This is a genomic window from Marinobacter sp. V032 (assembly GCF_052645435.1).
This window is the reverse complement of the sequence record NZ_JBQXYE010000006.1, coordinates 82,899-107,949: the sequence shown is the minus strand read 5'-3', so window position 1 is coordinate 107,949 and position 25,051 is coordinate 82,899. Positions and strand designations below refer to the sequence as shown.

Sequence of the window (25,051 nt, the reverse complement as noted above, 5' to 3'; positions counted from 1 at the left end):
AGTGAAACGAATCAGCGCCGATGGTAGTGTGGCTTTTGCTCATGCGAGAGTAGGTCATCGTCAGGCTCCTAATTCTGAAAACCCCAGCACAGCGATGTGTCTGGGGTTTTTTATTGGGCGGAATAAACTGCCGCAGCCTACTTTTGCGCCATCAACATGGCATATTGTGCCAAAACGAAGCGGTTCCCTTTAATTTCGTCGATTCTATGACGCTGCGCACACACCAACTCGCTCATCAGGACTAACATCTGCTCAAGAAGTGAACAAAACAATAACGTTCAGAGACGCTCATGATTTAAACCTGATGTGCAGCATTACAGAACAACAAACTGCTGCCGGTGAGATGTCATCATGATTAAAAAGTATCTATTACTCCCGATGCTGCTGAGTGTTGGGACTGCCGTGAATGCAGAGCTTCAGCCTATAACGGACGCTGCGCTATCTGAGGTTACCGGGCAGGCGTTTGTTTCAGTCGATCGTCAGCATCATCCTGATGCTGACAACAATACTGCCTACACCCGGATAAATCTGGGTATGGATATAGAGCTGCAGACCAACGTTGATGTCTTTGAGTTGGGCCGCTATGAGCGTGAAGGTGAAATTTCAGGCTCTTCAGATGTACTTATCAATAATTTTTCCCTCGGATATATTTACGATTCTTCCTATTACGAGCGTAATCCGAACGCCGCGCGGCAACTGAAGCCAGATGGCAGTGCTTATCAGGATGGCGATATCGTGCCATTTCAAATCTCCAATCCTTATCTTGAATTTGCCTATGACGAAGGCAGTGAAGAAATTATAGGTTTTCGCTTTGGTTTCGGTGAGGCGCAAGGGGTGCTGTCCGGAGCCATTCAGCAGCTGACAGGGAATATCAATATCGACATTCTCGATCGGGGTCAGGGCCTTGCTAATGCGGAATCCAACGGTAATTTTTTCGACCAGATGGTGGGGTTCCTGACACCGGTGCTTGCCGGCGGGAGTCCGTTGAAAACAAAAGCGCGGCTGGTTCAAGGTAACCCTGATCGCGAAAATTATGGAGACCTTGATCCGGTTCGCTCTGAATACATAGGCGTTCCCAACGGCGAAAGTTTCATACTTGAAGATGTAAATTTCCTGGTGGCCGGCGTGATCAATCTGATATCTCCAACACTGACGTCTGAGCTCTACACTGAGAACTGCTCCCTGATTGGCGGCTGCGATGTTGTGGTTGTTGCTCAGCAGTGTGAAGTGCTCGGTATTCAAGCGTGCTTTGATCTGGGAATCTATAACAGTATGCCCATCGGTCAAATCGAAGATGTCGGCGGTCAGCGTGTTATTACCGGCCCTTCAGATGGCGCATTTATCTCTTTCCAGACGAAGGATGTGGAGTATTTGGCGGATCTGGCCAAAACAAATCCCTCCAGGGAAGACTTTATCAAGGCCACGGCAGGTGCATTTTTCAATATTCCGAACGGCGCTGTTGAGGTCAATTTGAACGAGGCTTTGTCCGGAATTGAAGGACAGCGCCGGGAATATATAGATCGCGGTATCGGCATGTTCTGATGCGTGAACTCAGGGAGAGTGGCAGTTTGAACCGAATAGACTGGATCAAAAAAGTTGCCATGACAGGGCTTATGTTGCTGCCTGCGATGGCGCCTGCGGAAATGAAAAGTCTTTCGGAGACGGAGTTGTCGGAAGTGGATGGCGCCGGAATCGGTCTCGTGCTTGAGGATTTCAAATTTGCACACGGCACCGATGTCGAAAACGGCCAGGTTTTTAAAATAGGTGGTATCAAAAACTCTCAGGGCGAAGACGTCGAAATAGTCGTAAACAAGCTTTATATCTCGGGAGCGGGAAGCAATTACGGCCAGGATCTTTCTCCAGTCAATCTCGGTCGTTTGGTTAATCCCTATAGTATTGATGTGATCGACGGCAATGACATTGGGGTCCCGGAGACGGCGGTGATGGAGTTTGCGGCACCGAAAATGGTCGATGCCTCGGTGGGCTATGATTGCATGAGCAGTTCTGCATCAGCAGGATCAGGAACCTGCTCAAGCCGACCGGCGAGTGCTGAGTTGCCTCAGGGTGAGCGACCGGATATCGGGTTGCAGCTCAATCTCAAAGTGGGTAGTCAGGAATCCGCCAACATCAACATTCATGCTCAAAGTGCTGTCATTGATGGTAGCTATCTGAGGTTGTGGGGTGATAACGACCGGCATCAGATGGTCGGCCAGTTTAAGTTGAACTTCTATACCCCCGAGTTATCAATTAACGCCTGCGATAAAGACACCGCAGTGTGCGGCTCCCGTATTTCAATGAAGGATTTTGCGCTGGAATTGGCTCTGGGAAATGCGCTTCAGTCGATGTATTTCGATGTGAATGGTAGTGGTAACTTTCTGGTTGAAGTCGCAGCAATTCCGAAGCCGCAAGCGGGCTCGGTCGGCGCCGACGGACTCCGCGCCAGCAGTGATGCCGGAACCTGGGATTACTACGAGGATTACTATACGAATCCCGAATATCGCAGCAATATCACAGTGGGTAATCTGAGCGTAGGAGACCGGGATTTCGGGTCTTCCCGTATCCAGGGGATGCTTATTCAGCATCTGAAAATTCAGACCAAGGATTTGGCGCAATGAGGCATTTTATTCCCGGGGTCGCGCTGTCTGTCGCCGTTCTGTTTGGCGGAGCGCTGTCCTCTCTGCCTGCGGCGGCTGAGATGAACCGTCTGGATGATGGTGATCTTTCTGATATATCGGGGCAAGGCGGTATCTATCTGTCTGGTGATATCAGCATCAATGCTGATGGTGGGCCTATCCAGAACACCTATTTTGGCAGTTGTTCCGATGCTGACAAGCGATGCGGAGCCCGCATTGCCTATCGCCTGAAGCAGGACGGCGGCTGGATGGTGCTCGATGATATAAGAGGCAAGTTCGCTTTTGAGGGGCTTACGCTTCGGGTGCGTACAATTGATTCCGGGTTCGGCGGAGACGGCGCCTTGTTTAATCAGGACGTCCTGGAAATCGGTTTGCCCAATGTCGTCCGATACGACTCGGTACAGTTCAAGCTGGCAACAAGCAGCACCGCACGCCCAACTGATCCGGGGTTCCAGCAAACGGATATTTTCTCGGTAGAAATGCAGGGTGATGTTGTCCTGGAGGGCAACTTGCTGGTCTTTCCCACCGGGAATCCCTGAAGGGGCGTAATATGATGACATTGAATAATAAAAAGTCGTTAGTGACGTCCCTCGCCGTGGTCATTTCGATCGCTTCGCCATTGGTTGCGGCGGATATGACCAGCCTCGAAGACACAGACTTGGCGGGTATTAGTGGTCAGAGCGGGATCACTATGGATCTCGACCTGAAGATGACAGCTGATCGTATATCTTATTTTGATGATGGCAACGGTATCCACCTGGAGGGCTTTCGTGTTGGGTCGGCGACCGATCCTGATGGTGCGGCGCACCATATTATCAAAGTTGATATCTATAACGATGCCAGCCTTAACCTCGATTTCCTTGTTGAAGATCGCCGTATAGAGTTCAGCGATGTCCGTCTTTCTGATAGTGCAGGCGCAAGTATGGGAGGGGTCTTCCTGGATCAGACTCTGCAGGGCAACTTGCGCATGTCGCCCGGCGGCGCTCTCGGCGTCGATGGTTATACTTTCGATCTTGCCTACACCATGACCGACGGCCGGCTGGGTTACCGGACTAACGGCAATGAAGTATTTTTCGACGGTATTGATATGGTCGTCAGTGCTCCGGGAATGACGCTTGATGCCGTGGGGTCAACTCTTGAGTTTGTCGCGCCATCTGTGACCGGGAACTTCTCAATCGATGCGATTCGTTACAGTAGTAATCCTCTCAATCACGGGGTTAGCGTTGATGCGTCATCAGGATCAGCTTTGGCGAGCTACGGCAGTCTCAGCGGAGATTTCGATCTTTCCACTGCAACCACGATTGCCGCCGGAGGGCGATTTGGAACCGAAGGGTTGCGGATCGACAGCGAAACGACGATTAACAGCGCAAATTTCATCTACCGTGATGACGGCAACGCGATCGCGTTGCGTGGTATTGCGGGGCAGACTTCAGTCAATACGCTGCGCATTGATGTAGCGCCGGACTGGCAAGGGCGGCAAGGGCTTGCGCTGACAGCAGATTCTATAAGCGGTTCTCTTGGTATTGACCGAATTGAACTGGGCGGCAATGGAAAGAGCATCGGCGAGGTTGACCTTGATTATCTCTTTGCTGATCAGACTATAGCGGGTCAGCAGTATACAAATGCGGTTTACCTTATGGCTGGAGGTCATGAAGATGCCGGAGCTCAGGGTTTGCGTTTGGCGGCTGAGTGGAGTTTGGTTAACGCCAATATAGGGTATACCGACGATGGCAACCGTATAGTGTTAAGTGGTTTACAGTCTTGGGGACGGGGTGATGTAACCGTCAACGTGACTCGGAATGAAACGCTGGGTGGGACGGAGTTTTACGACGGCTTACGCCTGGGGTTTGAAGGGGTGAAAGGCGGCTACCGCCTTAATGGCCTCCGGGTTGGCGACGATGATGCGCCGCTTCAGGGCGGCTCCGAGTTGTTGTTGGCTCTGGGCTTCTATCCCGCCTATGACTTTGAGATTGATGGGCAGATAACCCTTGGTGCCGGTGGGGCTTCCGGTGAAGGTTTGACGATTAATTCCGATATTCAAATCACCAACGGTAAAGCTGCCCTGATTGCCTCCGCATATGATGAGGGGCAGGGCCCTGTCGCGCAAAAAGGGTTGTGGGCGACCGATCTTAATTATGACGCCCATGTGCGTAATATGACGGTCGATGTCACTGATGATGGTCTTGCGATAATCAAAGGTGAAGCGTGGGGTACGATGGATATTGGTAATCTTCGTGTGGGCGACAAGGAGACCGGTGGGAGCTTTGGGCGTTTCGTGATCCAGAATTACGAAAAGGGAAGCAGTATGACGGTTTCTCCTGGCGGCGCGGGCGATGTTTGCGCAGGGGGTTCCGGCGGTGATGCAGCGAGCTGTTCGGCGTCCGGCGGAATGTGGCAGGCGCGCGGAGAAGAAGGCGTTACCATCAAAATGAAGCAAATCTTCGCTCGAGCTATCAGCGATACCCGGCGCAATTCTTTTTTGTGGGAAACGAATCGGACGGATGGTGTTAATGGAACCGGTACGCAGTTGGTGCTCAATGATATATACACCAGTGATGGCGTCGATCTTGATGGTGATGGCGAAGAGGACAACACTTACGGTTTGCAGACAGATCTTGCAATTGACGTGTATCAAACGAAGGTTGTGAAAAAGAGCGACGGTGCCGACGCGAATGGTGTTGTGGGGAGTCGTGGTGACGAGAAAGTAATGGACTCATCAACCGCCGCCGGCTATCGATACGAGGCATCGCCGTCTTCTCAGGATCAGGCTGACCGCCCTCTGGGTCTTGCAGTACAGGCCAATGTGCGCTTCAAGGAGCTATCGGTTAACAATGTTGACCTGGTTCATCCGACTGGCGGCGCAGCAACTGCAGTATACGGCGTCAAAATGCAGAATTTCGATATTGAAGCCAATTTGACGGCCACTCCCATCCAGTAAACCTTGCTCGAAAATGATCCCGGCAGCATGCTCTGCCGCGATCATTTTGTCTTTTGGGCTCACCTGTTGTTTAATCCGGCCATTGTTTTCCTTCCCGGCCACCGAGTTGACGTCATGAGAAAAAATCAGACACTGCTTTCCATTCTCTCCGATGGCGAATGGCATTCCGGTGAGGCCTTGGCCCAGTCGCTAGGAGTGAGCCGCACTGCGGTGTGGAAGCAGCTGAACCGGTTGATTGAGCCAGGTCTGGCAATAGAGCGGGTTCGGGGTAAGGGTTACCGTTTGCAGGGGCATCTGGATTTGCTTGACCATGACGCCATCATATCGCTGCTTGCTGATTCGGCCCGACGCCGTGCTTCTTTAGAGGTTCTTGATAAAGTTGATTCCACTAATTCCCGGGTTATGCAGTTCGAGCGGCGCGGGGGTGATGACGTTTTTATCTGTGTGGCTGATCGTCAAACCCAGGGGCGTGGTCGCAGGGGGCGTGTCTGGTCAAGCCCTGCGGGCGAAAATATCTATTTGAGTATGGGGGTGCGATTGCAGGGTGGTTTTTCTGCGCTGGAAGGGCTCAGTCTTGTCGTTGGTATTGCGGTGTGTCGCGCGCTGGAATCTCTCGGTTTGAAGGGGGCGGCGCTCAAATGGCCCAATGATGTGCTGTTTAATGGGTGTAAGTTGGCCGGTATCTTGATTGAGTTGCAGGGAGAGCTTGAGGGTGCGGTCCGGGTCATTGTGGGTGTAGGGATCAATGTTCATATGGATCGTGTTGATGCTGCGGTGGATCAGCCATGGGTCAGTCTTGATAGGGCCGCGCCCTCAGTGACATGGCGGCGAAACGAAATCATTGCTGAAGTTGTGAATCAGACACTCGAGGCGTTAGCTCATTTTGAGCGAGCGGGTTTTACGGCATTTCAGGATGAATGGCGGGCACGGGACGGTTTGCTGGGCGCGTCCTTGCATACAGAGCCCGAGAATCTGCAAGGTGTCGGGGCTGGTGTGGATTCTGCCGGAGCCTATTTGCTTGATACAGCGGATGGTCAGGTCATCATACGGGCTGGCGAACTCAGTCTAAGGCGGAGTCAATGAGGTTATATATTGATGCGGGTAATACGCGCATCAAGTGGTGTCTTTTAGATGGGCGCGGTGTGGTTCAGTCCGGTGCCTGTGACAACGGCGACGCAAAGGTCTTTGCTGAAGTCTCGGCCGAGGATGTAGATCACATTGCGGTGTCGACAGTCATTTCGGACGAGGCCCGGAAGAATCTGGCACTGATTCTTCAGTCCCGATTCGGTGTGGTGCCTGTCTTCCATTGGCCGGAACCTCTCCAGTGTGGCGTGCAATGCGCCTATGCGCAGCCTGAATTGCTTGGTGCGGATCGATGGCACGCATTAATTGGAGCTCGAGCTATTACGTCCAGTGCGCTCGTCGTCGTCGATGCCGGAAGCGCAATAACCGTTGATTTTCTCGATTCTGAAGGCGTGCATCTCGGTGGATATATTCTTCCGGGTAAGCGATTGATGGAAGATTCTCTGAAAACCAATACGGCCAGAGTGAATTTTGGGCAGTCTGACGATTTGCGTAGCGAACCGGGTCGCTCGACAGCATCCTGTGTGAAGCACGGTTTGAACTGGCTGTTTGGAGGGCTCGGTGCAAAGCTTGAGGCGGATTGTCAGATGCGAGGTATCGACACCGTTTATCTGACGGGTGGTGATGCGCACCTGCTGAGCGCCGCTGGCATGCCTGGTGAAGTTGTCCCTGAGCTGGTTTTGAGCGGCCTGGTCGCGGTTGATCTCGAGCGTGCCTCCTGATGAAGCGTATTGTCGTGGTTGTTTTGCTGTTGAATCTCGTAATGCTCTGGGGAGTTGATTACTTCGCGGGACCCGCAAGGGTGGATGTTGAGGAGGGGCGAGGGAGTGTTCCCAGGGTATCGGGGCTCAAATTGCCGTTGGCGGGTGCCGGGAGTCAGGCCCCGTCGATTCCTCGTCCTGTTGTTGATGATGGTGTAATTGATGGTGCCAGGGCGGTGGGAGAGCACTGTGGCCGGGTTGAGGGATTCGGTACCAAAGCCGCTGCAGAGCATTTTGCCGCCAGTGAGGAGCTGAAGTTATTCAATGTGCATGTTGACGACGTGGTCACTCGTCGCGATTCCTATCATTGGGTGTTGATACCGCCTTACAAAACAAGAGAGGCGGCACTGGGGAGTCTGGAGCGGCTTCAGCGTGCGGGCGTCGACAGTTATCTGGTCACGGAGGGAGAGTACAAAAACGGGATTTCTCTGGGCCTTTTTGAGTCAGAACGACTCGCTCAAAGTCTAAATGCTCGTTTTCAATCGAAAAATATCGAAACTGTACTGGTCAATATGGATAAGAATCAGCTAAGCTACGCCCTCGTTTTTGAGGCAGGGCCTCAGCTTGATGCTCGGGAAATTGAGCAATGGTTGAGCCGGTATTCAAAAGATTTGAAATTGGTGCAGTTTGCAGCCTGCGAGGGTGTTGCAACGACCTCTAAAAATCCGTAGTATACCGCCCTCGCTGAAGAGGCGAATGTGGGCTGGCGTAGCTCAGTTGGTAGAGCAGCTGACTTGTAATCAGCAGGTCGGGGGTTCGATTCCGTCCGCCAGCTCCACTCTTTTCGGTTTTGTTCGGGTGTTTGGTTTCATCCGGATTGGAGGGGTTCCCGAGTGGCCAAAGGGATCAGACTGTAAATCTGACGCGAAAGCTTCGCAGGTTCGAATCCTGCCCCCTCCACCACTAATTTTGAATGCGGGCATCGTATAGTGGCTATTACCTCAGCCTTCCAAGCTGATGACGCGGGTTCGATTCCCGCTGCCCGCTCCAGATTTGGCAAGTGAAGTAGTGCGCTCATGTAGCTCAGTCGGTAGAGCACATCCTTGGTAAGGATGAGGTCACCGGTTCAATTCCGGTCATGAGCTCCATTATTTGTCCGGTCAACGTTACTTATCAATAGTTGATAGGGGGATAGGTCGAATGTCCAAGGCTAAGTTTGAACGTAATAAACCACACTTGAACGTGGGCACGATTGGCCACGTTGACCATGGCAAGACCACGCTGACAGCGGCACTGACCCGTGTATGTCACGAAGTCTGGGGTCAGGGCGAGCTGCGCGCATTCGATCAGATCGATAACGCACCGGAAGAGAAAGCGCGTGGTATCACCATCGCAACCTCTCACGTTGAGTACGATTCGCCAACGCGTCACTACGCACACGTTGACTGCCCGGGTCACGCTGACTACGTCAAGAACATGATCACTGGCGCAGCTCAGATGGACGGCGCAATCCTGGTTTGTTCCGCAGCTGACGGCCCAATGCCGCAGACGCGTGAGCACATCCTGCTGTCTCGCCAGGTTGGCGTACCTTTCATCGTTGTGTTCCTGAACAAAGCGGACATGGTAGACGATGAAGAGCTGCTTGAGCTGGTTGAAATGGAAGTGCGTGACCTGCTGGCTGCGTATGACTTCCCGGGTGACGATACTCCGATCATCACCGGTTCAGCGCTGATGGCGCTGGAAGGTAAAGATGACAACGAAATGGGTACAACCGCAGTCAAGAAGCTGGTTGAAGCGCTGGATGCGTACATTCCTGAGCCGGAGCGTGCTATCGATCAGCCGTTCCTGATGCCAATCGAGGACGTGTTCTCAATCTCTGGTCGCGGTACGGTTGTGACCGGTCGTGTTGAGCGTGGCATCGTGAAGGTAGGTGACGAAGTGGAAATCGTGGGTATCCGCGACACCACCAAGACCATCTGCACAGGCGTAGAGATGTTCCGCAAGCTGCTCGACGAAGGTCGTGCAGGTGAGAACGTTGGTGTACTGCTGCGTGGTACCAAGCGTGACGACGTTGAGCGTGGTCAGGTTCTGTGCGTACCGGGTTCAATCAAGCCGCACACCAAGTTCGAGTCAGAAGTATACGTGCTGAGCAAAGAAGAAGGTGGTCGTCATACACCGTTCTTCAAAGGCTACCGTCCGCAGTTTTACTTCCGGACAACAGACGTAACGGGTTCTTGTGAACTGCCGGAAGGTGTAGAGATGGTCATGCCTGGCGACAATGTCAAGCTGGAAGTGACTCTGATCGCACCGATCGCCATGGAAGACGGTCTGCGCTTTGCGATTCGCGAAGGTGGTCGTACCGTTGGTGCTGGTGTCGTTGCCAAGATCCTGGAGTAAGCACTGAGTAGTTTCGGTGCAGGCCAGTAGCTCAATTGGCAGAGCAGCGGTCTCCAAAACCGCAGGTTGGGGGTTCGATTCCCTCCTGGCCTGCCATTTTTAATCCTTGGAATACCAGAAGCTGATTCCTATGGAGTCTAAAATAGCGCAGGCACCCGGTCGTTTTGATGTAGTCAAGTGGCTGGTTGTTTTTGTTTTAATTGCCGCAGGTGTTGTCGGTAACCTTTATTTTGGTGCCGAGTCGATACTCTATCGAGCACTTGGTCTTGTGGCGCTCGCGTTGGTTGCGGCATTTGTTGCCTTGCAGACCTCGCGTGGTCGTCGTTTTGCGTTGCTTCTCAAAGAAGCCCGTGTCGAGATCCGGAAGGTAGTGTGGCCGACGCGTCCCGAGCTTGTTCAGACGACCGTGATAGTGGTTGCGTTTGTGCTGGTGGTGGCGCTCTTGCTGTGGGGTATGGATTCGTTGATCAGTTGGCTGGTCTCCGGAGTGATTGGTTAACAGGAGAGAGCAAATGGCTAAGCGCTGGTACGTTGTTCATGCGTATTCTGGCTATGAAAAGCACGTTATGCGCACTCTTCTGGAGCGCGTTGCTCTCAACGAACTTGAAGATAAGTTTGGTGAAATTCTCGTTCCGACTGAAGAAGTCGTCGAGATGCGTGATGGCAAAAAGCGCAAGAGTGAGCGTAAGTTTTATCCGGGGTATGTGCTTGTTCAGATGGAAATGGATGATGAGTCCTGGCATCTGGTGAAAAACACGCCGCGTGTACTGGGCTTTATTGGTGGTACAAAGGATAAGCCCGCTCCGATTACCGAAAAAGAGGCCGATGCCATCTTGCGTCGCGTTGAAAGCGGCGTGGACAAGCCCAAGCCGAAGACGCTGTTTGAGCCAGGCGAGATCGTTCGCGTTGTCGAAGGTCCGTTTGCAGATTTCAATGGTGTCGTGGAAGAGGTTGACTACGACAAGAGTCGTGTTAAAGTCGCCGTCCTTATTTTTGGTCGCTCAACGCCTGTTGAGCTGGAATTTGGTCAGGTCGAAAAAGACTGATCCTGGAATTAAGCGGGAAGCTCGCGCACTCATTGGTGACGCGGGCTTTTTGTGTCTGAAGCAGGGGAGCCGTTAAGGCGCTTGAACCCATAGGAGTTTAATCATGGCAAAGAAGATCGAAGCGTATATCAAGCTTCAGGTTGCGGCCGGTAAAGCGAATCCTAGTCCACCGGTAGGTCCGGCTCTGGGTCAGCACGGTGTCAACATTATGGAGTTTTGTAAGGCGTTTAACGCGAAGACTCAAGAGATGGAGCAGGGGCTGCCGATTCCGGTTGTCATCACTGTATACAGTGATCGTAGCTTCACCTTTATTACTAAGACCCCGCCAGCAGCTGTTTTGCTGAAAAAAGCTGCGGGTCTGAAAAGCGGTTCTGCGCGTCCAAATACCGACAAGGTTGGTACTGTTACACGCGCACAGCTCGAAGAAATTGCCACGACCAAGGAGCCTGATTTGACGGCTGCTGACATGGACGCTGCAGTTCGCACGATTGCGGGCACTGCGCGTAGCATGGGTCTGAACGTGGAGGGTCTGTAAGATGGCTAAGCTGAGCAAGCGTCAAAAGCTTATTCGTGAAAAAGTAGACTCTACTCGTGCGTACTCTGTAGATGAGGCGGTTAACCTGCTGGTTGAGCTGGGTCAGTCGGTCAAATTTAAAGAGTCTGTCGATGTTGCGGTCAACCTGGGCGTTGATGCGCGTAAATCGGACCAGGTGGTTCGTAGCTCTACTGTGCTTCCCCATGGTACTGGTAAAACCGTACGTGTGGCGGTGTTTACTCAGGGTGCAAATGCTGAAAAGGCAACTGCGGCCGGTGCTGATATCGTCGGTATGGATGATCTGGCGGAAGAAGTTAAGAAAGGCAACATGGATTTTGATGTTGTTATCGCGACTCCGGACGCAATGCGCGTTGTAGGTCAGTTGGGCCAGATTCTGGGTCCTCGTGGTCTGATGCCTAACCCGAAAGTTGGTACTGTAACCCCTGACGTTGAAACGGCTGTTAAAAACGCCAAAGCGGGTCAGGTTCGGTACCGTACTGACAAGAACGGTATTATTCACGCGCCCATGGGTAACGTGGAATTCGCGGCCAATGCCATCAAGGAAAACCTTGAATCATTGATCGCAGATCTTAAAAAGGCCAAGCCTTCATCGGCGAAGGGCGTTTACCTCAAGAAGGTAACGCTGTCTTCGACCATGGGGCCTGGTCTGACTATTGATCAGAGTGGTCTTGATATCTGATCAGTAGACACTTTGTAGTCTAGGCGGAAGCCGAGGCTGTCAAAGACCGCAGGCCCCCGCTTGCTGAGTTGTTGAGCAAAAAGGGTTAAAGCAACGCCTGCGCAGACGGTGTGATGACGTTCTCTGAACCCAAACACCGTATAGCGCTCTGAGGTCCGCCGGGGTTGTCCTGTCTATAGGCAGAGTCCGGTGGGTTCGAAGAGTAGAGATGGGTTTGCTGGCGAAAGCCGGCGAAATCAAGGAGAAATCCAGTGGCAATTCGACTCGAAGACAAGAAGGCGATCGTCGCTGAAGTCAACGAGACTGCCGGTGGTGCTCTGTCTGTTGTATTGGCTGACTACCGTGGTATCACCTCTGGTGATATGACGGCGTTGCGTGCCAAAGCTCGTGCCGAGCAAGTGCGTCTGAAGGTTGTGCGTAACAACCTGGCGAAACTTGCAATCGTCGGTACCGAGTTTGAGTGCATCAAAGACGCACTGGTTGGTCCTACAATTTTGGCCTTCTCAATGGAAGATCCAGGTGCCGCTGCGCGCCTGCTGAAGGATTTTGCCAAAGAGAAAGAGGTATTCGAAATCAAGGGTCTGGCTGTCGGCGGTGAGCTGATGGGTGCGGACCAGATTGATCGCCTCGCCAAGCTTCCGACACGCCACGAAGCGTTGACGATGCTGGCCATTGTGACACAGGCACCGATTACCAAGCTTGCGCGTACTCTCAACGAAGTTCCTTCGAAGATTACTCGCGCAGTTGCGGCAGTTCGAGACCAGAAGCAAGACGCTGCTTGATTCTGTTGATAACGTTATTTTTTACATTGGGAGAAAGTCATGGCTTTGTCTAACGACGATATTTTGAATGCAATCGCTGAAATGAGCGTAATGGATGTAGTTGCGCTGGTTGAAGCAATGGAAGAGAAGTTCGGTGTATCTGCTGCTGCAGCTGTTGCTGCTGCGCCTGCTGCTGGCGGTGACGCTGGTGCTGCTGCTGAAGAGCAGACCGAATTTGACGTAATCCTGACCGGTGCTGGCGAAAAGAAAGTTAACGCCATCAAAGCCGTTCGTGAACTGACAGGTCTTGGCCTGAAAGAAGCGAAGGAAATGGTCGATAGCGCTCCTTCTACCATCAAGGAAGGCGCTAGCAAGGCTGACGCTGAAGAAGCGAAGAAGAAGCTTGAGGAAGCAGGCGCTTCAGTTGAGCTCAAGTAAGGGCTGGCTGTTGTTGACCGCATACGTGCCTTAGGCATGGAATTGGCTGGTGGCTCTATGTGCCACCGGCCTTTTTCTGTTGTATATGCTATAACCTACAGCCCGAGTCTTGTTCGAGACGGCGCAGTTAGCCGAGCAATTCGGCCCCGAAGCAGGTAAATGGTTGCTTCTTGATACCAAGTATCAGGTCTAAAGCTGGGGAATGCAGATGACTTACTCCTACACTGAAAAAAAGCGGATTCGCAAAGACTTTAGTAAATTGCCTTCCGTGATGGATGTCCCCTATTTGCTGTCTATTCAGCTGGATTCATATCGGGACTTCCTCCAAATGGAAGCTGCTGCGGATACGCGCCAGGAAACTGGTTTGCACGCGGCCTTTAAATCCGTATTCCCGATTGCCAGTTACTCTGGCAACGCGGCGCTCGAATATGTGAGCTACCGTATTGGCGAGCCGGTATTTGATGTCAAGGAATGTCAGCTACGGGGCGTGACATACGCTGCTCCGTTGCGGGTAAAAGTTCGCTTGATTATCTACGATAAAGAATCTTCGAATAAAGCGATCAAGGACATAAAAGAACAGGAAGTCTACATGGGCGAAATGCCCTTGATGACTGAGAACGGCACGTTTGTCGTTAACGGTACTGAGCGCGTTATCGTGTCTCAGCTTCACCGTTCCCCTGGCGTATTCTTTGACCACGATAAGGGTAAGACACACTCCTCCGGCAAGCTGCTTTATTCTGCCCGAGTGATTCCTTACCGTGGCTCATGGCTGGATTTCGAGTTTGATCCGAAAGACAGCGTTTTCGTGCGGATTGACCGCCGGCGGAAATTGCCTGCGTCTATCCTGCTGCGAGCATTGAATTTTACCTCTGAGCAAATGCTCGAGATGTTCTTTGATACCAGTAAGTTCCGTCTGGGCGAAGAAACCTGCATGCTCGAGTTGGTCCCAAGCCGTTTGCGTGGCGACATCGCGACCTTTGATATCAAAGACAAAGACGGCAGCGTCATTGTCGAAGAGGGACGTCGTGTTACGGCCAAGCATATCCGGCAGCTGGAGAAATCCGGCATCAGCGAACTGGAAGTGCCAACGGCGTACCTGAATGGCCGTGTGACGGCTCGTGATATCGTTGATGAGTCGACCGGTGAGCTGATTCTTGAGTGCAATACCGAATTGACCGACGAGTCTGTTGAGACACTGTTGAAAGCTGGCATCAAAGAGCTGGAAACACTCTATACCAACGATCTCGATTGCGGTCCGTTTATGTCGGATACGTTGCGCAATGATCCAACCCGTACTCCGCTGGAAGCGCTGGTTGAGATTTATCGCATGATGCGTCCTGGCGAGCCGCCAACGAAAGAATCTGCAGAAAATCTGTTCAATAACCTCTTCTTCTCCGAAGAGCGTTATGACTTGTCTGCTGTTGGTCGTATGAAGCTGAATCGCCGCTTGGGTCGTGAAGAGTCGACCGGTAAGGGCATTCTGACTAACGACGACATTATTGATGTTCTGAAAACGCTGATTGCGATTCGTAACGGTCAGGGCAATGTCGACGACATTGACAATCTGGGTAACCGTCGTATCCGTTCTGTCGGTGAGATGGCAGAGAACCAGTTCCGTGTCGGTCTTGTGCGTGTAGAGCGCGCCGTTCGGGAACGTCTGAGCCTGGCAGAAAGTGAAGGCCTGATGCCTCAGGATCTGATCAACGCCAAGCCGGTCGCTGCGGCAGTCAAGGAATTCTTTGGCTCAAGCCAGCTGTCCCAGTTTATGGACCAGAACAACCCGCTGTCTGAAGTGACGCACAAGCGTCGCGTTTCGGCTCTCGGCCCCGGTGGCCTGACCCGTGAGCGAGCAGGCTTTGAGGTTCGTGACGTTCATCCGACTCACTATGGTCGTGTATGTCCGATCGAGACCCCTGAAGGTCCGAACATTGGTCTGATCAACTCGCTGGCGACTTATGCCCGTACGAACTCCTATGGTTTCCTTGAGAGTCCGTACCGTAAAGTTGTTGATGGCGTCGTAACTGACGACATTCAGTATCTTTCGGCGATTGAAGAAAGCAATTACGTGATCGCACAGGCAAGTGCGGCGACTGACGCAAAAAATCGCCTGGTTGACGAGCTGGTTACGGTTCGGCATCAGAACGAATTTACAGTCACGCCGCCGGAAAACGTTAATTTCAAAGACGTTTCTCCGCGCCAGGTTGTGTCTGTTGCCGCTTCCCTGATCCCGTTCCTCGAGCACGATGACGCGAACCGGGCTCTGATGGGCTCGAACATGCAACGTCAGGCCGTGCCGACATTGCGCGCTGACAAGCCGCTGGTCGGAACCGGTATTGAGCGAATTGTGGCTCAGGATTCCGGTGTCTGCGTGACCGCACGTCGTGGTGGTGTGATTGAGAGTGTTGATGCAGCGCGTATTGTTATCCGCGTTGACGATGGTGAAACGGAAGCGGGTGATGCAGGTGTGGATATCTACAACCTGACCAAGTACACCCGTTCTAACCAGAACACCTGTATCAACCAGCGCTCAATCGTCAGGCAGGGCGATGTTGTTGCCCGTGGTGATGTGTTGGCCGATGGTCCCTCTGTTGATTTGGGCGAGCTGGCCCTTGGGCAGAACATGCGCATCGCATTCATGCCCTGGAACGGCTACAACTTTGAGGATTCCATTCTGGTATCCGAAAAAGTCGTTCAGGAAGACCGTTTCACGACGATTCACATCCAGGAACTGACCTGCGTTGCGCGTGACACCAAGCTGGGCAGTGAAGAGATTACCGCCGATATTCCGAACGTTGGTGAAAGTGCTCTGTCCAAATTGGATGAGTCGGGTATTGTTTATATCGGTGCTGAAGTTGGTGCCGGCGATATCCTGGTAGGCAAGGTGACACCAAAAGGTGAGACCCAGCTTACGCCGGAGGAAAAACTTCTGCGTGCCATCTTTGGCGAGAAGGCTTCCGATGTTAAGGACACCTCATCGCGCGTACCTACAGGTACCCGCGGTACTGTCATCGACGTCCAGGTCTTCACCCGAGACGGTATCGAGAAAGATCAGCGTGCCCAGGTCATTGAAAAGCAGCAGCTGGACAAGTACCGGAAAGATCTCAAAGACGAGTACCGCATCGTTGAAGGTGCGACTTATGAGCGTTTGACTAATGCGCTCAACGGGCAGGAAGTGATCAGTGGCCCGGGTCTGAAGAAGGGTGCCAAACTTGACGAAGCCTTCCTCGGCGAGCTGCCACGGGAAGACTGGTTCAAGCTGCGCATGAAAGACGAGTCGCTGAACGAGCTGCTCGAGAAATCTGAGCAGGGCCTCGAAGATCGCCGCAAGGTGCATGAAGAGCGTTTTGACGACAAGAAGCGCAAGCTTCAGCAAGGCGATGATCTTGCGCCGGGCGTACTGAAAATCGTCAAGGTTTACCTTGCGATCAAACGCCGCATTCAGCCGGGTGATAAGATGGCCGGTCGTCACGGTAACAAAGGTGTTATCTCGGCGGTTATGCCGATCGAAGATATGCCTTATGACGAGCAGGGTAATCCGGTTGATGTCGTTCTGAACCCGTTGGGTGTTCCATCGCGGATGAACGTTGGTCAGGTTCTTGAGACGCATCTTGGTGCCGCAGCCAAAGGCCTCGGTCGCAAGATTAATGCGATGCTCGACGAACAGCGTAAAGTGGCTGACTTGCGTGAGTTGCTGGACCAGATCTACAACCATAGCGATGAAACCACGCCGGTACCGTTGGACTCGTTGAGTGACGATGAAATTCTCGAGCTCTCGCGGAATCTGTGCGGCGGCGTTCCAATGGCGACAGCGGTATTCGATGGCGCCAAGGAATCCGAAGTCAAGCGGATGCTCGAGCTGGCTGACATGAATACCAGCGGCCAGACAACGTTGTTTGATGGACGCACGGGTAATCAGTTTGATCGTCCGGTTACGGTTGGCTACATGTATATGTTGAAGCTGAACCACCTGATCGACGACAAAATGCACGCCCGCTCTACCGGTTCGTACAGTCTTGTTACGCAGCAGCCGCTGGGTGGTAAGGCGCAGTTCGGTGGTCAGCGTTTCGGTGAGATGGAAGTATGGGCGCTCGAGGCCTATGGTGCGGCGTATACGTTGCAGGAAATGCTCACCGTTAAGTCTGACGACGTGAATGGTCGGACCAAGATGTACAAGAACATTGTCGATGGCGATCATCGCATGGAACCAGGCATGCCTGAGTCCTTCAACGTTCTTGTCAAGGAAATCCGCTCGCTGGGTATCGATATCGAGCTGGAATCCGACTGAGCCGATTTGTTTTTTGGCAGCGTGAGCGGGCACGTTAAAGTGCCCGCCCGAGATTAACGCCATCCGGAGCTGTTACTGATGAAAGATTTACTGAATCTTCTCAAGAGCCAGAACCAGAAGCAGGAATTTGATGCCATCCGTATTGGTTTGGCTTCACCTGACATGATTCGCTCATGGTCGTTCGGCGAAGTTAAAAAGCCCGAAACGATCAACTACCGCACGTTCAAGCCAGAGCGTGACGGCCTGTTCTGTGCCAAAATTTTTGGCCCGATCAAAGACTACGAATGCCTGTGCGGCAAGTACAAGCGCCTCAAGCACCGCGGTGTTATCTGCGAGAAGTGCGGTGTTGAAGTTGCGTTGGCCAATGTGCGTCGTGAGCGCATGGGTCACATTGAACTGGCAAGTCCTGTTGCGCATATCTGGTTCCTCAAGTCGCTGCCTTCGCGTATCGGTTTGATGATGGATATGACCCTTCGGGATATCGAACGCGTTCTCTATTTCGAATCGTTTATTGTTATCGAGCCTGGGATGACCACGCTTGAGCGCGGTCAACTGCTGAATGATGAGCAGTACTATGAAGCGCTCGAGGAGTTCGGCGACGAGTTTGATGCCCGTATGGGTGCAGAAGCCGTTAAGGCTCTGCTGGAAGATATCGATCTCCAGTCAGAAGTTGATCGTTTGCGTGAAGAAATTCCGCAGACCAACTCCGAGACCAAGATCAAGAAGCTGAGCAAGCGGCTCAAGCTGCTAGAGGCTTTCCTGTTCTCCGGCAATCGTCCGGGCGACATGATCATGACCGTGCTGCCGGTTCTGCCGCCAGATCTGCGTCCTCTGGTGCCGCTGGATGGTGGTCGTTTTGCGACGTCTGACCTCAACGATCTGTACCGCCGCGTGATCAACCGGAACAACCGTCTGAAGCGCCTGCTGGAGCTGAACGCACCTGACATTATCGTGCGGAACGAGAAGCGGATGCTACAGGAAGCGGTTGATGCCCTGCTGGACAACGGTCGTCGTGGTCGCGCGATTACCGGTACCAACAAGCGTCCGCTGAAGTCGCTGGCAGATATGATCAAGGGTAAGCAAGGTCGTTTCCGTCAGAACCTGCTGGGTAAGCGTGTCGACTACTCTGGTCGTTCGGTTATCGTTGTAGGGCCGTACCTGCGCCTGCATCAGTGTGGCCTGCCGAAAAAGATGGGTCTGGAACTCTTCAAGCCGTTTATCTTCGCCAAGCTTGAGCATCGCGGTCTCGCGACTACGATCAAAGCCGCCAAGAAGATGGTTGAGCGTGAAGAAGCGGTTGTCTGGGATATTCTGGACGAAGTTATTCGCGAGCACCCGATTCTGCTGAACCGGGCACCGACGCTTCACCGTTTGGGTATTCAGGCGTTTGAACCGGTACTGATTGAAGGTAAGGCTATTCAGCTGCACCCGCTGGTTTGTGCGGCCTATAACGCCGACTTCGATGGTGACCAGATGGCGGTACACGTACCGTTGACACTGGAAGCCCAGCTCGAAGCGCGTGCGTTGATGATGTCGACCAACAACGTATTGTCGCCGGCAAACGGCGAGCCGATCATCGTGCCTTCTCAGGACGTTGTTCTTGGTCTGTATTACATGACTCGTGAGCGTAAAACAGCGCTCGGCGAAGGTCGTGTATTCGCTGACACCAAAGAGGTTCATCGTGCATACGGTGCGCATAAGGTGGATTTGCAGGCGAGCATCAAGGTTCGGGTCAAGGAAGTGCTGCGCAGTGAAGACGGTGAGGTTACCGAAACCTTTAACATCGTCGACACTACGGTTGGTCGCGCGCTGCTGTTCGATATTGTTCCTGATGGCATGCCGTTCGAAATCGTCAACAAACCGATGGTCAAGAAGGCGATCTCTAATCTGATCAACGTGTGCTACCGCACAGTGGGTCTCAAAGAGAGCGTAATCTTTGCTGATCAGCTGATGTATACCGGTTTCCATTATGCAACGGTATCCGGTACGTCTATTGGCGTGAACGATTTCGAAATCCCGCCAGAGAAGTACGAAATGATAAAGGCGGCAGAAGACGAGGTTCTGGAAATTGAAAGCCAGTACGGTTCCGGTCTTCTGACGCAGGGTGAGAAATACAACAAGGTTATCGACATCTGGTCACGGGCGAACGACAAAGTGTCCAAGGCCATGATGGAGCGCTTGTCCCAGGAAGAAGTTGTCGACAAGAACGGTGTTGTTGTCAAAGGCGAAGACGGCGAACCGCTCTATCAGGAGTCGTTTAACTCGGTTTATATGATGGCAGACTCGGGCGCGCGGGGTTCTGCGGCCCAGATTCGTCAGCTGGCCGGTATGCGTGGTCTGATGGCGAAGCCGGATGGCTCCATCATCGAGACACCAATTACCGCGAACTTCCGTGAGGGCTTGAACGTACTCCAGTACTTCATCTCAACACACGGTGCTCGTAAGGGTCTTGCTGATACCGCATTGAAGACAGCGAACTCCGGTTACTTGACCCGTCGTCTGGTGGATGTGTCTCAGGATCTGGTCGTGACCAGTGTGGACTGCGGCACGTCAGAAGGCTTGTTGATGACGCCGCACATCGAAGGTGGCGACGTTGTTGTGCCGCTGGGTGATCGTGTTCTTGGTCGTGTTACTGCGCGGGATGTGTTCACGCCAACGGATAAGGACAATGCTGTTGTTGCTGCGGGCACCCTGCTGGACGAAAAGACCATTGAAATGGTCGAGCGTGCTGGTGTGGACGAGATCTGGGTTCGCTCAGCGATCACTTGTGACACTAACCATGGCGTTTGCTCGAACTGCTACGGTCGTGATCTGGCGCGTGGTCATCTGGTTAACGTTGGCGAGGCTGTGGGTGTTATCGCTGCACAGTCTATCGGCGAGCCAGGCACGCAGTTGACGATGCGGACCTTCCACATTGGTGGCGCTGCGAGTCGGGCTTCGGCGGTCGACAATATTCAGGTTAAGCACGGCGGTACGGTTCGCCTGCACAACATGAAGTCGATTGAGAAAGCCGATGGCACGCTGGTTGTGGTTTCCCGTTCGTCTGCTCTGGCTGTTGCTGATGAGCAGGGGCGTGAGCGCGAGTGGTACAAATTGCCTTATGGTGCAATGCTTTCAGTCAAGCAAGGTGATGCTGTTGACGCCGGTGCAGTTGTGGCCAAGTGGGATCCGCACACTCACCCGATTATTGCTGAAGGTAACGGTACGGCGGTATTTGTCGGTATGGACCAGGGCATCACTGTCCGGACCCAGACCGATGAAATGACCGGTTTGTCTACCGTCCAGGTTATCGATCCGAAAGAGCGTCCGGCTGCGGGTAAGGATATTCGCCCGATGGTCCAGGTCGTTGATGCAAAAGGCGAGGAAATTGAGCTGCCAGGTGGTAGTCCTGCGCAGTACTTCCTGCCTGCCAACGCGTTGGTCACGCTGAGCAACGGCGGCAAGGTCGAGATTGGTGATATCGTTGCCCGTATTCCGCAGGAAAGTTCGAAAACGCGGGATATCACAGGTGGTCTGCCACGGGTTGCGGATCTGTTCGAGGCGCGTCGCCCGAAAGAGCCTTCAATCCTGGCTGAAATCACAGGCATGGTGTCGTTCGGTAAGGAAACGAAAGGTAAGAAGCGCCTGGTTATCACACCGAAAGACGGTGATGCCTATGAAGTGCTGATACCCAAGTATCGTCAATTGAACGTGTTCGAAGGTGAAAATGTTGAACGGGGTGAGGTGATCGCTGATGGTCCTTCCAACCCGCACGACATTCTCCGACTGCTGGGCGTGGTAGAACTTGCGAAATACATCACCAACGAAATTCAGGACGTTTACCGTCTCCAGGGTGTTGTAATTAACGACAAGCATATCGAAGTTATCTGCCGTCAAATGCTTCGCAAGGTTGAAATTACTGATGCTGGCGAGTCGATCTTCATCGCCGGTGACAGTGTTGAATACCATCAGGTTATCGCCGAAAACGCGAAGACCGAAGCGGCTGACAAGCAGCCGGCTAAATTCGAGCGTCTGCTGCTGGGCATCACCAAAGCCTCGCTTGCAACTGACTCGTTTATTTCGGCAGCTTCGTTCCAGGAAACAACGCGCGTTCTTACCGAAGGTGCTGTTACCGGGAAGCGGGATTACCTGCGCGGTCTGAAGGAAAACGTTGTGGTCGGTCGTCTGATACCTGCGGGTACCGGTTTGGCTTATCACAGCGAGCGTCGCCGAAAGCGTGAAATGTCGGAAGGCCAGGGTGTAACGGCCGAAGATGTAGTAGAAGCGCTGAGTGCGGAGCTGAATCGCTAACCCCGGTTATTACTGATTGGGTGTTGGTTAAAAAGGAAGCAGTCTTCTTGACTGACGAGGGGCGCAAGCTTAAACTTGCGTCCCTTAATTTTGCCCCTCGGGGCGATTTCAATGATCCAGTATTATTTTGGAGTTTGCTTACATGGCAACGATTAACCAGTTGGTACGTAAGCCTCGTAAACGCAAAGTGGCGAAAAGCGACGTGCCAGCACTGCAAAGCTGCCCGCAGCGTCGTGGTGTGTGTACTCGTGTGTATACCACTACGCCAAAGAAGCCGAACTCAGCACTCCGTAAGGTTTGCCGTGTTCGTCTGACTAACGGTTACGAGGTGTCTTCCTACATTGGTGGTGAAGGCCACAACCTGCAAGAGCACAGTGTTGTTCTGATCCGCGGCGGTCGAGTAAAAGACTTGCCGGGTGTTCGTTACCACACAGTTCGCGGCACATTGGATACCCAGGGTGTTCAAAACCGTAGGCAGGGCCGTTCTAAGTACGGTACTAAACGACCCAAGTCCTGATCTCCCTAACCGGGTCTTTTATCGTTGTCTGACGATAAGAGTAAGGCTGAGTAGCCGTGAGCTATCTCAGGGGTTCCTGAAGACCTTTTATTTGAGGGCTTATCGATGCCTAGAAGAAGAGTTGCAGCAAAACGGGAAATTATTCCCGATCCGAAGTTTGGTAGCCAGCGTCTGGCTAAGTTTATCAACCACGTTATGGAAAGCGGCAAAAAGGCCGTGGCCGAGCGCATAGTTTATGGTGCGCTTGATATCGTGGCTGAAAAGTCTAAGGAAGAGCCTATCGAGTTGTTTGAAAAGGCGCTCGAGAATATCCAGCCAATGGTCGAGGTCAAATCTCGCCGTGTTGGCGGCGCAACCTACCAGGTTCCGGTAGAAGTCCGCGCCTCCCGTCAGAATGCACTGGCGATGCGCTGGCTTGTAGAGTTCTCGCGCAAGCGTGGCGAAAAGTCCATGGCGCAACGTCTGGCTGGTGAAATCCTTGATGCTGCCGACAGCAAAGGTTCGGCAGTTAAGAAGCGCGAAGACGTACACCGCATGGCAGAAGCCAACAAGGCGTTCTCTCACTTCCGTTTCTAATAAGTCGAGGTTTTTACTGTGGCACGCAAGACCCCAATCAAGCGTTATCGCAATATCGGGATTTGTGCGCACGTCGATGCGGGCAAAACCACTACTACCGAACGTGTTCTGTTTTACACGGGCATTTCTCACAAAATTGGTGAAGTGCACGACGGTGCGGCGACCATGGACTGGATGGAGCAGGAGCAGGAGCGTGGTATTACCATCACCTCTGCTGCGACTACTTGCTTCTGGAGCGGCATGGACAAGCAGTACCCTGAGCACCGCATCAACATCATCGATACACCGGGCCACGTAGACTTCACGATTGAAGTTGAGCGTTCCCTGCGCGTGCTTGATGGTGCCGTTGTTGTCTTCTGTGGCTCTTCAGGTGTTGAGCCCCAGTCAGAGACTGTTTGGCGTCAGGCGAACAAGTACGAAGTGCCTCGCATGGTCTTTGTTAACAAGATGGATCGTGCTGGTGCTAACTTCCTGCGTGTTGTTGCTCAGATCAAGAACCGCCTTGGTGCGACACCAGTGCCTATTCAGTTGCCAATTGGCGCTGAGGAAGATTTCAAAGGCGTTGTCGACCTGATTCGTATGAAGGCCATTTACTGGAATGAAGCTGATTCCGGTATGACCTACGACGAAGTGGATGTTCCTGCGGAAATGCAGGAAGAGTGCGAGATGTACCGTGAGCAAATGGCTGAAGCTGCAGCGGAAGCCAATGAAGAGCTCATGGAGAAGTATCTCGAAAACGGTGAGCTGAGCAACGAAGATATCAAGAAAGGTCTTCGTCTTCGCACCATCGCTAACGAAATCGTTCTGGCTACCTGTGGTTCTGCATTTAAGAACAAGGGTGTTCAGGCGGTTCTGGATGCGGTTGTCGAATTCCTGCCTGCTCCGGATGAAGTTAAAGCCATTCGCGGTGAAGTTGACGAAGACGGTAGCGAAGAAACCCGTCCGGTCGACGATGACGCACCGTTTGCAGCGCTTGCGTTCAAGATCGCAACCGATCCGTTCGTGGGTACGCTGACCTTCTTCCGCGTTTACTCCGGTAAGCTGGAATCCGGTCAGGCGGTCTATAACTCTGTTAAGCAGAAAAAAGAGCGCGTTGGCCGTATGGTTCAGATGCACTCGAAAGACCGCCAGGAAATCAAAGAGGTTCTTGCGGGCGATATCGCAGCTGCCATTGGTCTCAAGAGCGTAAGTACTGGTGATACTCTGTGTGCTGAAGACGCCAAAATCGTCCTCGAGCGGATGGAATTTCCGGAGCCGGTTATCTCTGTTGCGGTTGAGCCGAAGTCAAAGGCCGACCAGGAGAAGATGGGCGTGGCGCTGGGCAAATTGGCCCAGGAAGATCCTTCGTTCCGTGTTCGCACTGACGAAGAATCCGGTCAGACCATTATTTCCGGTATGGGTGAGCTTCACCTCGATATTATCGTCGATCGTATGCGTCGCGAGTTCAAGGTCGAGGCAAACATCGGTAAGCCACAGGTGGCTTATCGTGAGTGCATCCGCAAAGCGGTTGATGTTGAAGGCAAGTTCGTTCGTCAGTCTGGTGGTCGTGGTCAGTATGGTCACGTTCACGTTCGCTTCGAGCCGATGGCGCTGGACGACGAAGATGCTGAAAACTACGTCTTTGTGAACGAAATTGTTGGTGGTGCGGTTCCCAAGGAATACATCCCGGCTGTTTCACAAGGTATTTCAGAGCAAATGCAGAACGGTATCCTCGCGGGTTATCCGCTGCTGGGTATCAAGGCGACGTTGCATGATGGTTCTTTCCATGACGTCGACTCGAACGAGATGGCATTTAAAATCGCCGGCTCAATGGCGCTGAAGAAGGCGGCTGAAATCGCCAACCCTGCGCTGCTGGAGCCGATGATGAAGGTTGAGGTTGTTACGCCTGAAGATTATATGGGCGATGTTGTTGGTGACCTTAACCGTCGTCGTGGTCTTGTTCAGGGTATGGATGACGGCCCATCGGGCAAAGTCATTAATGCCGAGGTTCCGTTGTCGGAGATGTTTGGCTACGCCACAGATCTGCGTTCTGCAACGCAGGGGCGTGCGTCCTACGCTATGGAGTTCTCTCGCTATGCAGAAGCTCCCTCAAACATTGCCGAAGCGATCATTAAAAAGGGTTGATACCCGGACTTAAGAAACAGGAAGAGG

Annotated in this window: 20 protein-coding genes and 5 tRNA genes; all 25 read left to right on the top strand. The window is 52.8% G+C overall.

The window, feature by feature from the left end; translation table 11 throughout:
- Positions 1-193 (top strand): hypothetical protein (locus ACUN9X_RS18240; RefSeq protein ID WP_445473948.1); only part of this gene is annotated, 193 nt, incomplete at its 5' end.
- Between the two features lie 158 nt (positions 194-351).
- Positions 352-1,542, top strand: a complete 1,191-nt coding sequence (locus ACUN9X_RS18235) for a DUF6160 family protein (protein WP_445473947.1) — start codon at positions 352-354, stop codon at positions 1,540-1,542.
- Between the two features lie 134 nt (positions 1,543-1,676).
- On the top strand, positions 1,677-2,615 hold the full coding sequence (locus tag ACUN9X_RS18230; RefSeq protein WP_445473949.1) for a hypothetical protein: 939 nt from the start codon (positions 1,677-1,679) through the stop codon (positions 2,613-2,615).
- Positions 2,612-3,172: a DUF6160 family protein gene (locus ACUN9X_RS18225; RefSeq protein ID WP_260038231.1), complete on the top strand. Its 561-nt coding sequence runs from the start codon at positions 2,612-2,614 to the stop codon at positions 3,170-3,172. The genes ACUN9X_RS18230 and ACUN9X_RS18225 overlap by 4 nt, the downstream gene beginning before the upstream one ends.
- 11 nt (positions 3,173-3,183) lie before the next feature.
- The gene (locus ACUN9X_RS18220) at positions 3,184-5,571 is read left to right on the top strand and encodes a DUF6160 family protein (protein WP_445473946.1); all 2,388 of its coding nucleotides are present in this window, start codon (positions 3,184-3,186) and stop codon (positions 5,569-5,571) included.
- Between the two features lie 114 nt (positions 5,572-5,685).
- On the top strand, positions 5,686-6,654 hold the full coding sequence (locus ACUN9X_RS18215; protein ID WP_445473945.1) for a biotin--[acetyl-CoA-carboxylase] ligase: 969 nt from the start codon (positions 5,686-5,688) through the stop codon (positions 6,652-6,654).
- Positions 6,651-7,376: a type III pantothenate kinase gene (locus ACUN9X_RS18210; protein WP_445473944.1), complete on the top strand. Its 726-nt coding sequence runs from the start codon at positions 6,651-6,653 to the stop codon at positions 7,374-7,376. Before ACUN9X_RS18215 ends, ACUN9X_RS18210 begins: the two co-directional genes overlap by 4 nt.
- A complete protein-coding gene (locus tag ACUN9X_RS18205; RefSeq protein WP_445473943.1) occupies positions 7,376-8,086 on the top strand; it encodes an SPOR domain-containing protein in 711 nt (236 codons plus the stop codon). The genes ACUN9X_RS18210 and ACUN9X_RS18205 overlap by 1 nt, the downstream gene beginning before the upstream one ends.
- A gap of 31 nt (positions 8,087-8,117) precedes the next feature.
- A tRNA-Thr gene (locus ACUN9X_RS18200) sits at positions 8,118-8,193 on the top strand.
- Positions 8,194-8,234: 41 nt separating this feature from the next.
- Positions 8,235-8,318 (top strand) — tRNA-Tyr (locus ACUN9X_RS18195).
- Between the two features lie 12 nt (positions 8,319-8,330).
- Positions 8,331-8,405 (top strand) — tRNA-Gly (locus ACUN9X_RS18190).
- A 22-nt stretch (positions 8,406-8,427) separates the two neighbouring features.
- Positions 8,428-8,503: transfer RNA gene (locus ACUN9X_RS18185), tRNA-Thr, on the top strand.
- Positions 8,504-8,555: 52 nt separating this feature from the next.
- The gene (gene tuf / locus ACUN9X_RS18180) at positions 8,556-9,752 is read left to right on the top strand and encodes an elongation factor Tu (protein ID WP_260038228.1); all 1,197 of its coding nucleotides are present in this window, start codon (positions 8,556-8,558) and stop codon (positions 9,750-9,752) included.
- 20 nt (positions 9,753-9,772) lie between these two features.
- Positions 9,773-9,848: transfer RNA gene (locus tag ACUN9X_RS18175), tRNA-Trp, on the top strand.
- Positions 9,849-9,882: 34 nt separating this feature from the next.
- Positions 9,883-10,251: a preprotein translocase subunit SecE gene (gene secE / locus ACUN9X_RS18170; RefSeq protein ID WP_445473942.1), complete on the top strand. Its 369-nt coding sequence runs from the start codon at positions 9,883-9,885 to the stop codon at positions 10,249-10,251.
- A 13-nt stretch (positions 10,252-10,264) separates the two neighbouring features.
- Entirely contained in the window at positions 10,265-10,798 is a 534-nt protein-coding gene (gene nusG, locus ACUN9X_RS18165) for a transcription termination/antitermination protein NusG (protein WP_260038226.1), read from the top strand.
- 103 nt (positions 10,799-10,901) lie between these two features.
- Complete coding sequence (gene rplK, locus ACUN9X_RS18160; protein WP_260038224.1) at positions 10,902-11,333, top strand: 50S ribosomal protein L11; 432 nt, start codon at positions 10,902-10,904, stop codon at positions 11,331-11,333.
- Between the two features lies 1 nt (position 11,334).
- A complete protein-coding gene (rplA, locus tag ACUN9X_RS18155) occupies positions 11,335-12,033 on the top strand; it encodes a 50S ribosomal protein L1 (RefSeq protein WP_260038223.1) in 699 nt (232 codons plus the stop codon).
- Between the two features lie 251 nt (positions 12,034-12,284).
- Positions 12,285-12,815 (top strand): 50S ribosomal protein L10, encoded by a 531-nt coding sequence (gene rplJ / locus ACUN9X_RS18150; RefSeq protein WP_260038222.1) that lies wholly within the window; start codon positions 12,285-12,287, stop codon positions 12,813-12,815.
- Positions 12,816-12,854: 39 nt separating this feature from the next.
- On the top strand, positions 12,855-13,232 hold the full coding sequence (gene rplL / locus ACUN9X_RS18145) for a 50S ribosomal protein L7/L12 (protein ID WP_260038221.1): 378 nt from the start codon (positions 12,855-12,857) through the stop codon (positions 13,230-13,232).
- Positions 13,233-13,440: 208 nt separating this feature from the next.
- The gene (gene rpoB / locus ACUN9X_RS18140; RefSeq protein ID WP_445473941.1) at positions 13,441-17,517 is read left to right on the top strand and encodes a DNA-directed RNA polymerase subunit beta; all 4,077 of its coding nucleotides are present in this window, start codon (positions 13,441-13,443) and stop codon (positions 17,515-17,517) included.
- 78 nt (positions 17,518-17,595) lie between these two features.
- Positions 17,596-21,807 (top strand): DNA-directed RNA polymerase subunit beta', encoded by a 4,212-nt coding sequence (gene rpoC / locus ACUN9X_RS18135; protein ID WP_445473940.1) that lies wholly within the window; start codon positions 17,596-17,598, stop codon positions 21,805-21,807.
- A 142-nt stretch (positions 21,808-21,949) separates the two neighbouring features.
- Positions 21,950-22,324 carry a 30S ribosomal protein S12 gene (gene rpsL / locus ACUN9X_RS18130; protein ID WP_260038218.1) on the top strand — a complete coding sequence of 125 codons (375 nt, stop codon included), beginning with the start codon at positions 21,950-21,952 and terminating at the stop codon, positions 22,322-22,324.
- A gap of 105 nt (positions 22,325-22,429) precedes the next feature.
- The gene (rpsG, locus tag ACUN9X_RS18125) at positions 22,430-22,900 is read left to right on the top strand and encodes a 30S ribosomal protein S7 (protein ID WP_260038217.1); all 471 of its coding nucleotides are present in this window, start codon (positions 22,430-22,432) and stop codon (positions 22,898-22,900) included.
- Between the two features lie 18 nt (positions 22,901-22,918).
- Positions 22,919-25,024, top strand: a complete 2,106-nt coding sequence (gene fusA, locus ACUN9X_RS18120) for an elongation factor G (protein WP_260038216.1) — start codon at positions 22,919-22,921, stop codon at positions 25,022-25,024.
- Positions 25,025-25,051 lie beyond the last annotated feature (27 nt).

Coding starts and splice junctions, on each gene's coding strand:
- ACUN9X_RS18235 (WP_445473947.1), top strand. CDS start 352: ATGATTAAAAAGTATCTATTACTCCCGATGCTGCTGAGTGTTGGGACT.
- ACUN9X_RS18225 (WP_260038231.1), top strand. CDS start 2,612: ATGAGGCATTTTATTCCCGGGGTCGCGCTGTCTGTCGCCGTTCTGTTT.
- ACUN9X_RS18220 (WP_445473946.1), top strand. CDS start 3,184: ATGATGACATTGAATAATAAAAAGTCGTTAGTGACGTCCCTCGCCGTG.
- ACUN9X_RS18215 (WP_445473945.1), top strand. CDS start 5,686: ATGAGAAAAAATCAGACACTGCTTTCCATTCTCTCCGATGGCGAATGG.
- ACUN9X_RS18210 (WP_445473944.1), top strand. CDS start 6,651: ATGAGGTTATATATTGATGCGGGTAATACGCGCATCAAGTGGTGTCTT.
- ACUN9X_RS18205 (WP_445473943.1), top strand. CDS start 7,376: ATGAAGCGTATTGTCGTGGTTGTTTTGCTGTTGAATCTCGTAATGCTC.
- tuf (WP_260038228.1), top strand. CDS start 8,556: ATGTCCAAGGCTAAGTTTGAACGTAATAAACCACACTTGAACGTGGGC.
- secE (WP_445473942.1), top strand. CDS start 9,883: ATGGAGTCTAAAATAGCGCAGGCACCCGGTCGTTTTGATGTAGTCAAG.
- nusG (WP_260038226.1), top strand. CDS start 10,265: ATGGCTAAGCGCTGGTACGTTGTTCATGCGTATTCTGGCTATGAAAAG.
- rplK (WP_260038224.1), top strand. CDS start 10,902: ATGGCAAAGAAGATCGAAGCGTATATCAAGCTTCAGGTTGCGGCCGGT.
- rplA (WP_260038223.1), top strand. CDS start 11,335: ATGGCTAAGCTGAGCAAGCGTCAAAAGCTTATTCGTGAAAAAGTAGAC.
- rplL (WP_260038221.1), top strand. CDS start 12,855: ATGGCTTTGTCTAACGACGATATTTTGAATGCAATCGCTGAAATGAGC.
- rpoB (WP_445473941.1), top strand. CDS start 13,441: ATGACTTACTCCTACACTGAAAAAAAGCGGATTCGCAAAGACTTTAGT.
- rpoC (WP_445473940.1), top strand. CDS start 17,596: ATGAAAGATTTACTGAATCTTCTCAAGAGCCAGAACCAGAAGCAGGAA.
- rpsL (WP_260038218.1), top strand. CDS start 21,950: ATGGCAACGATTAACCAGTTGGTACGTAAGCCTCGTAAACGCAAAGTG.
- rpsG (WP_260038217.1), top strand. CDS start 22,430: ATGCCTAGAAGAAGAGTTGCAGCAAAACGGGAAATTATTCCCGATCCG.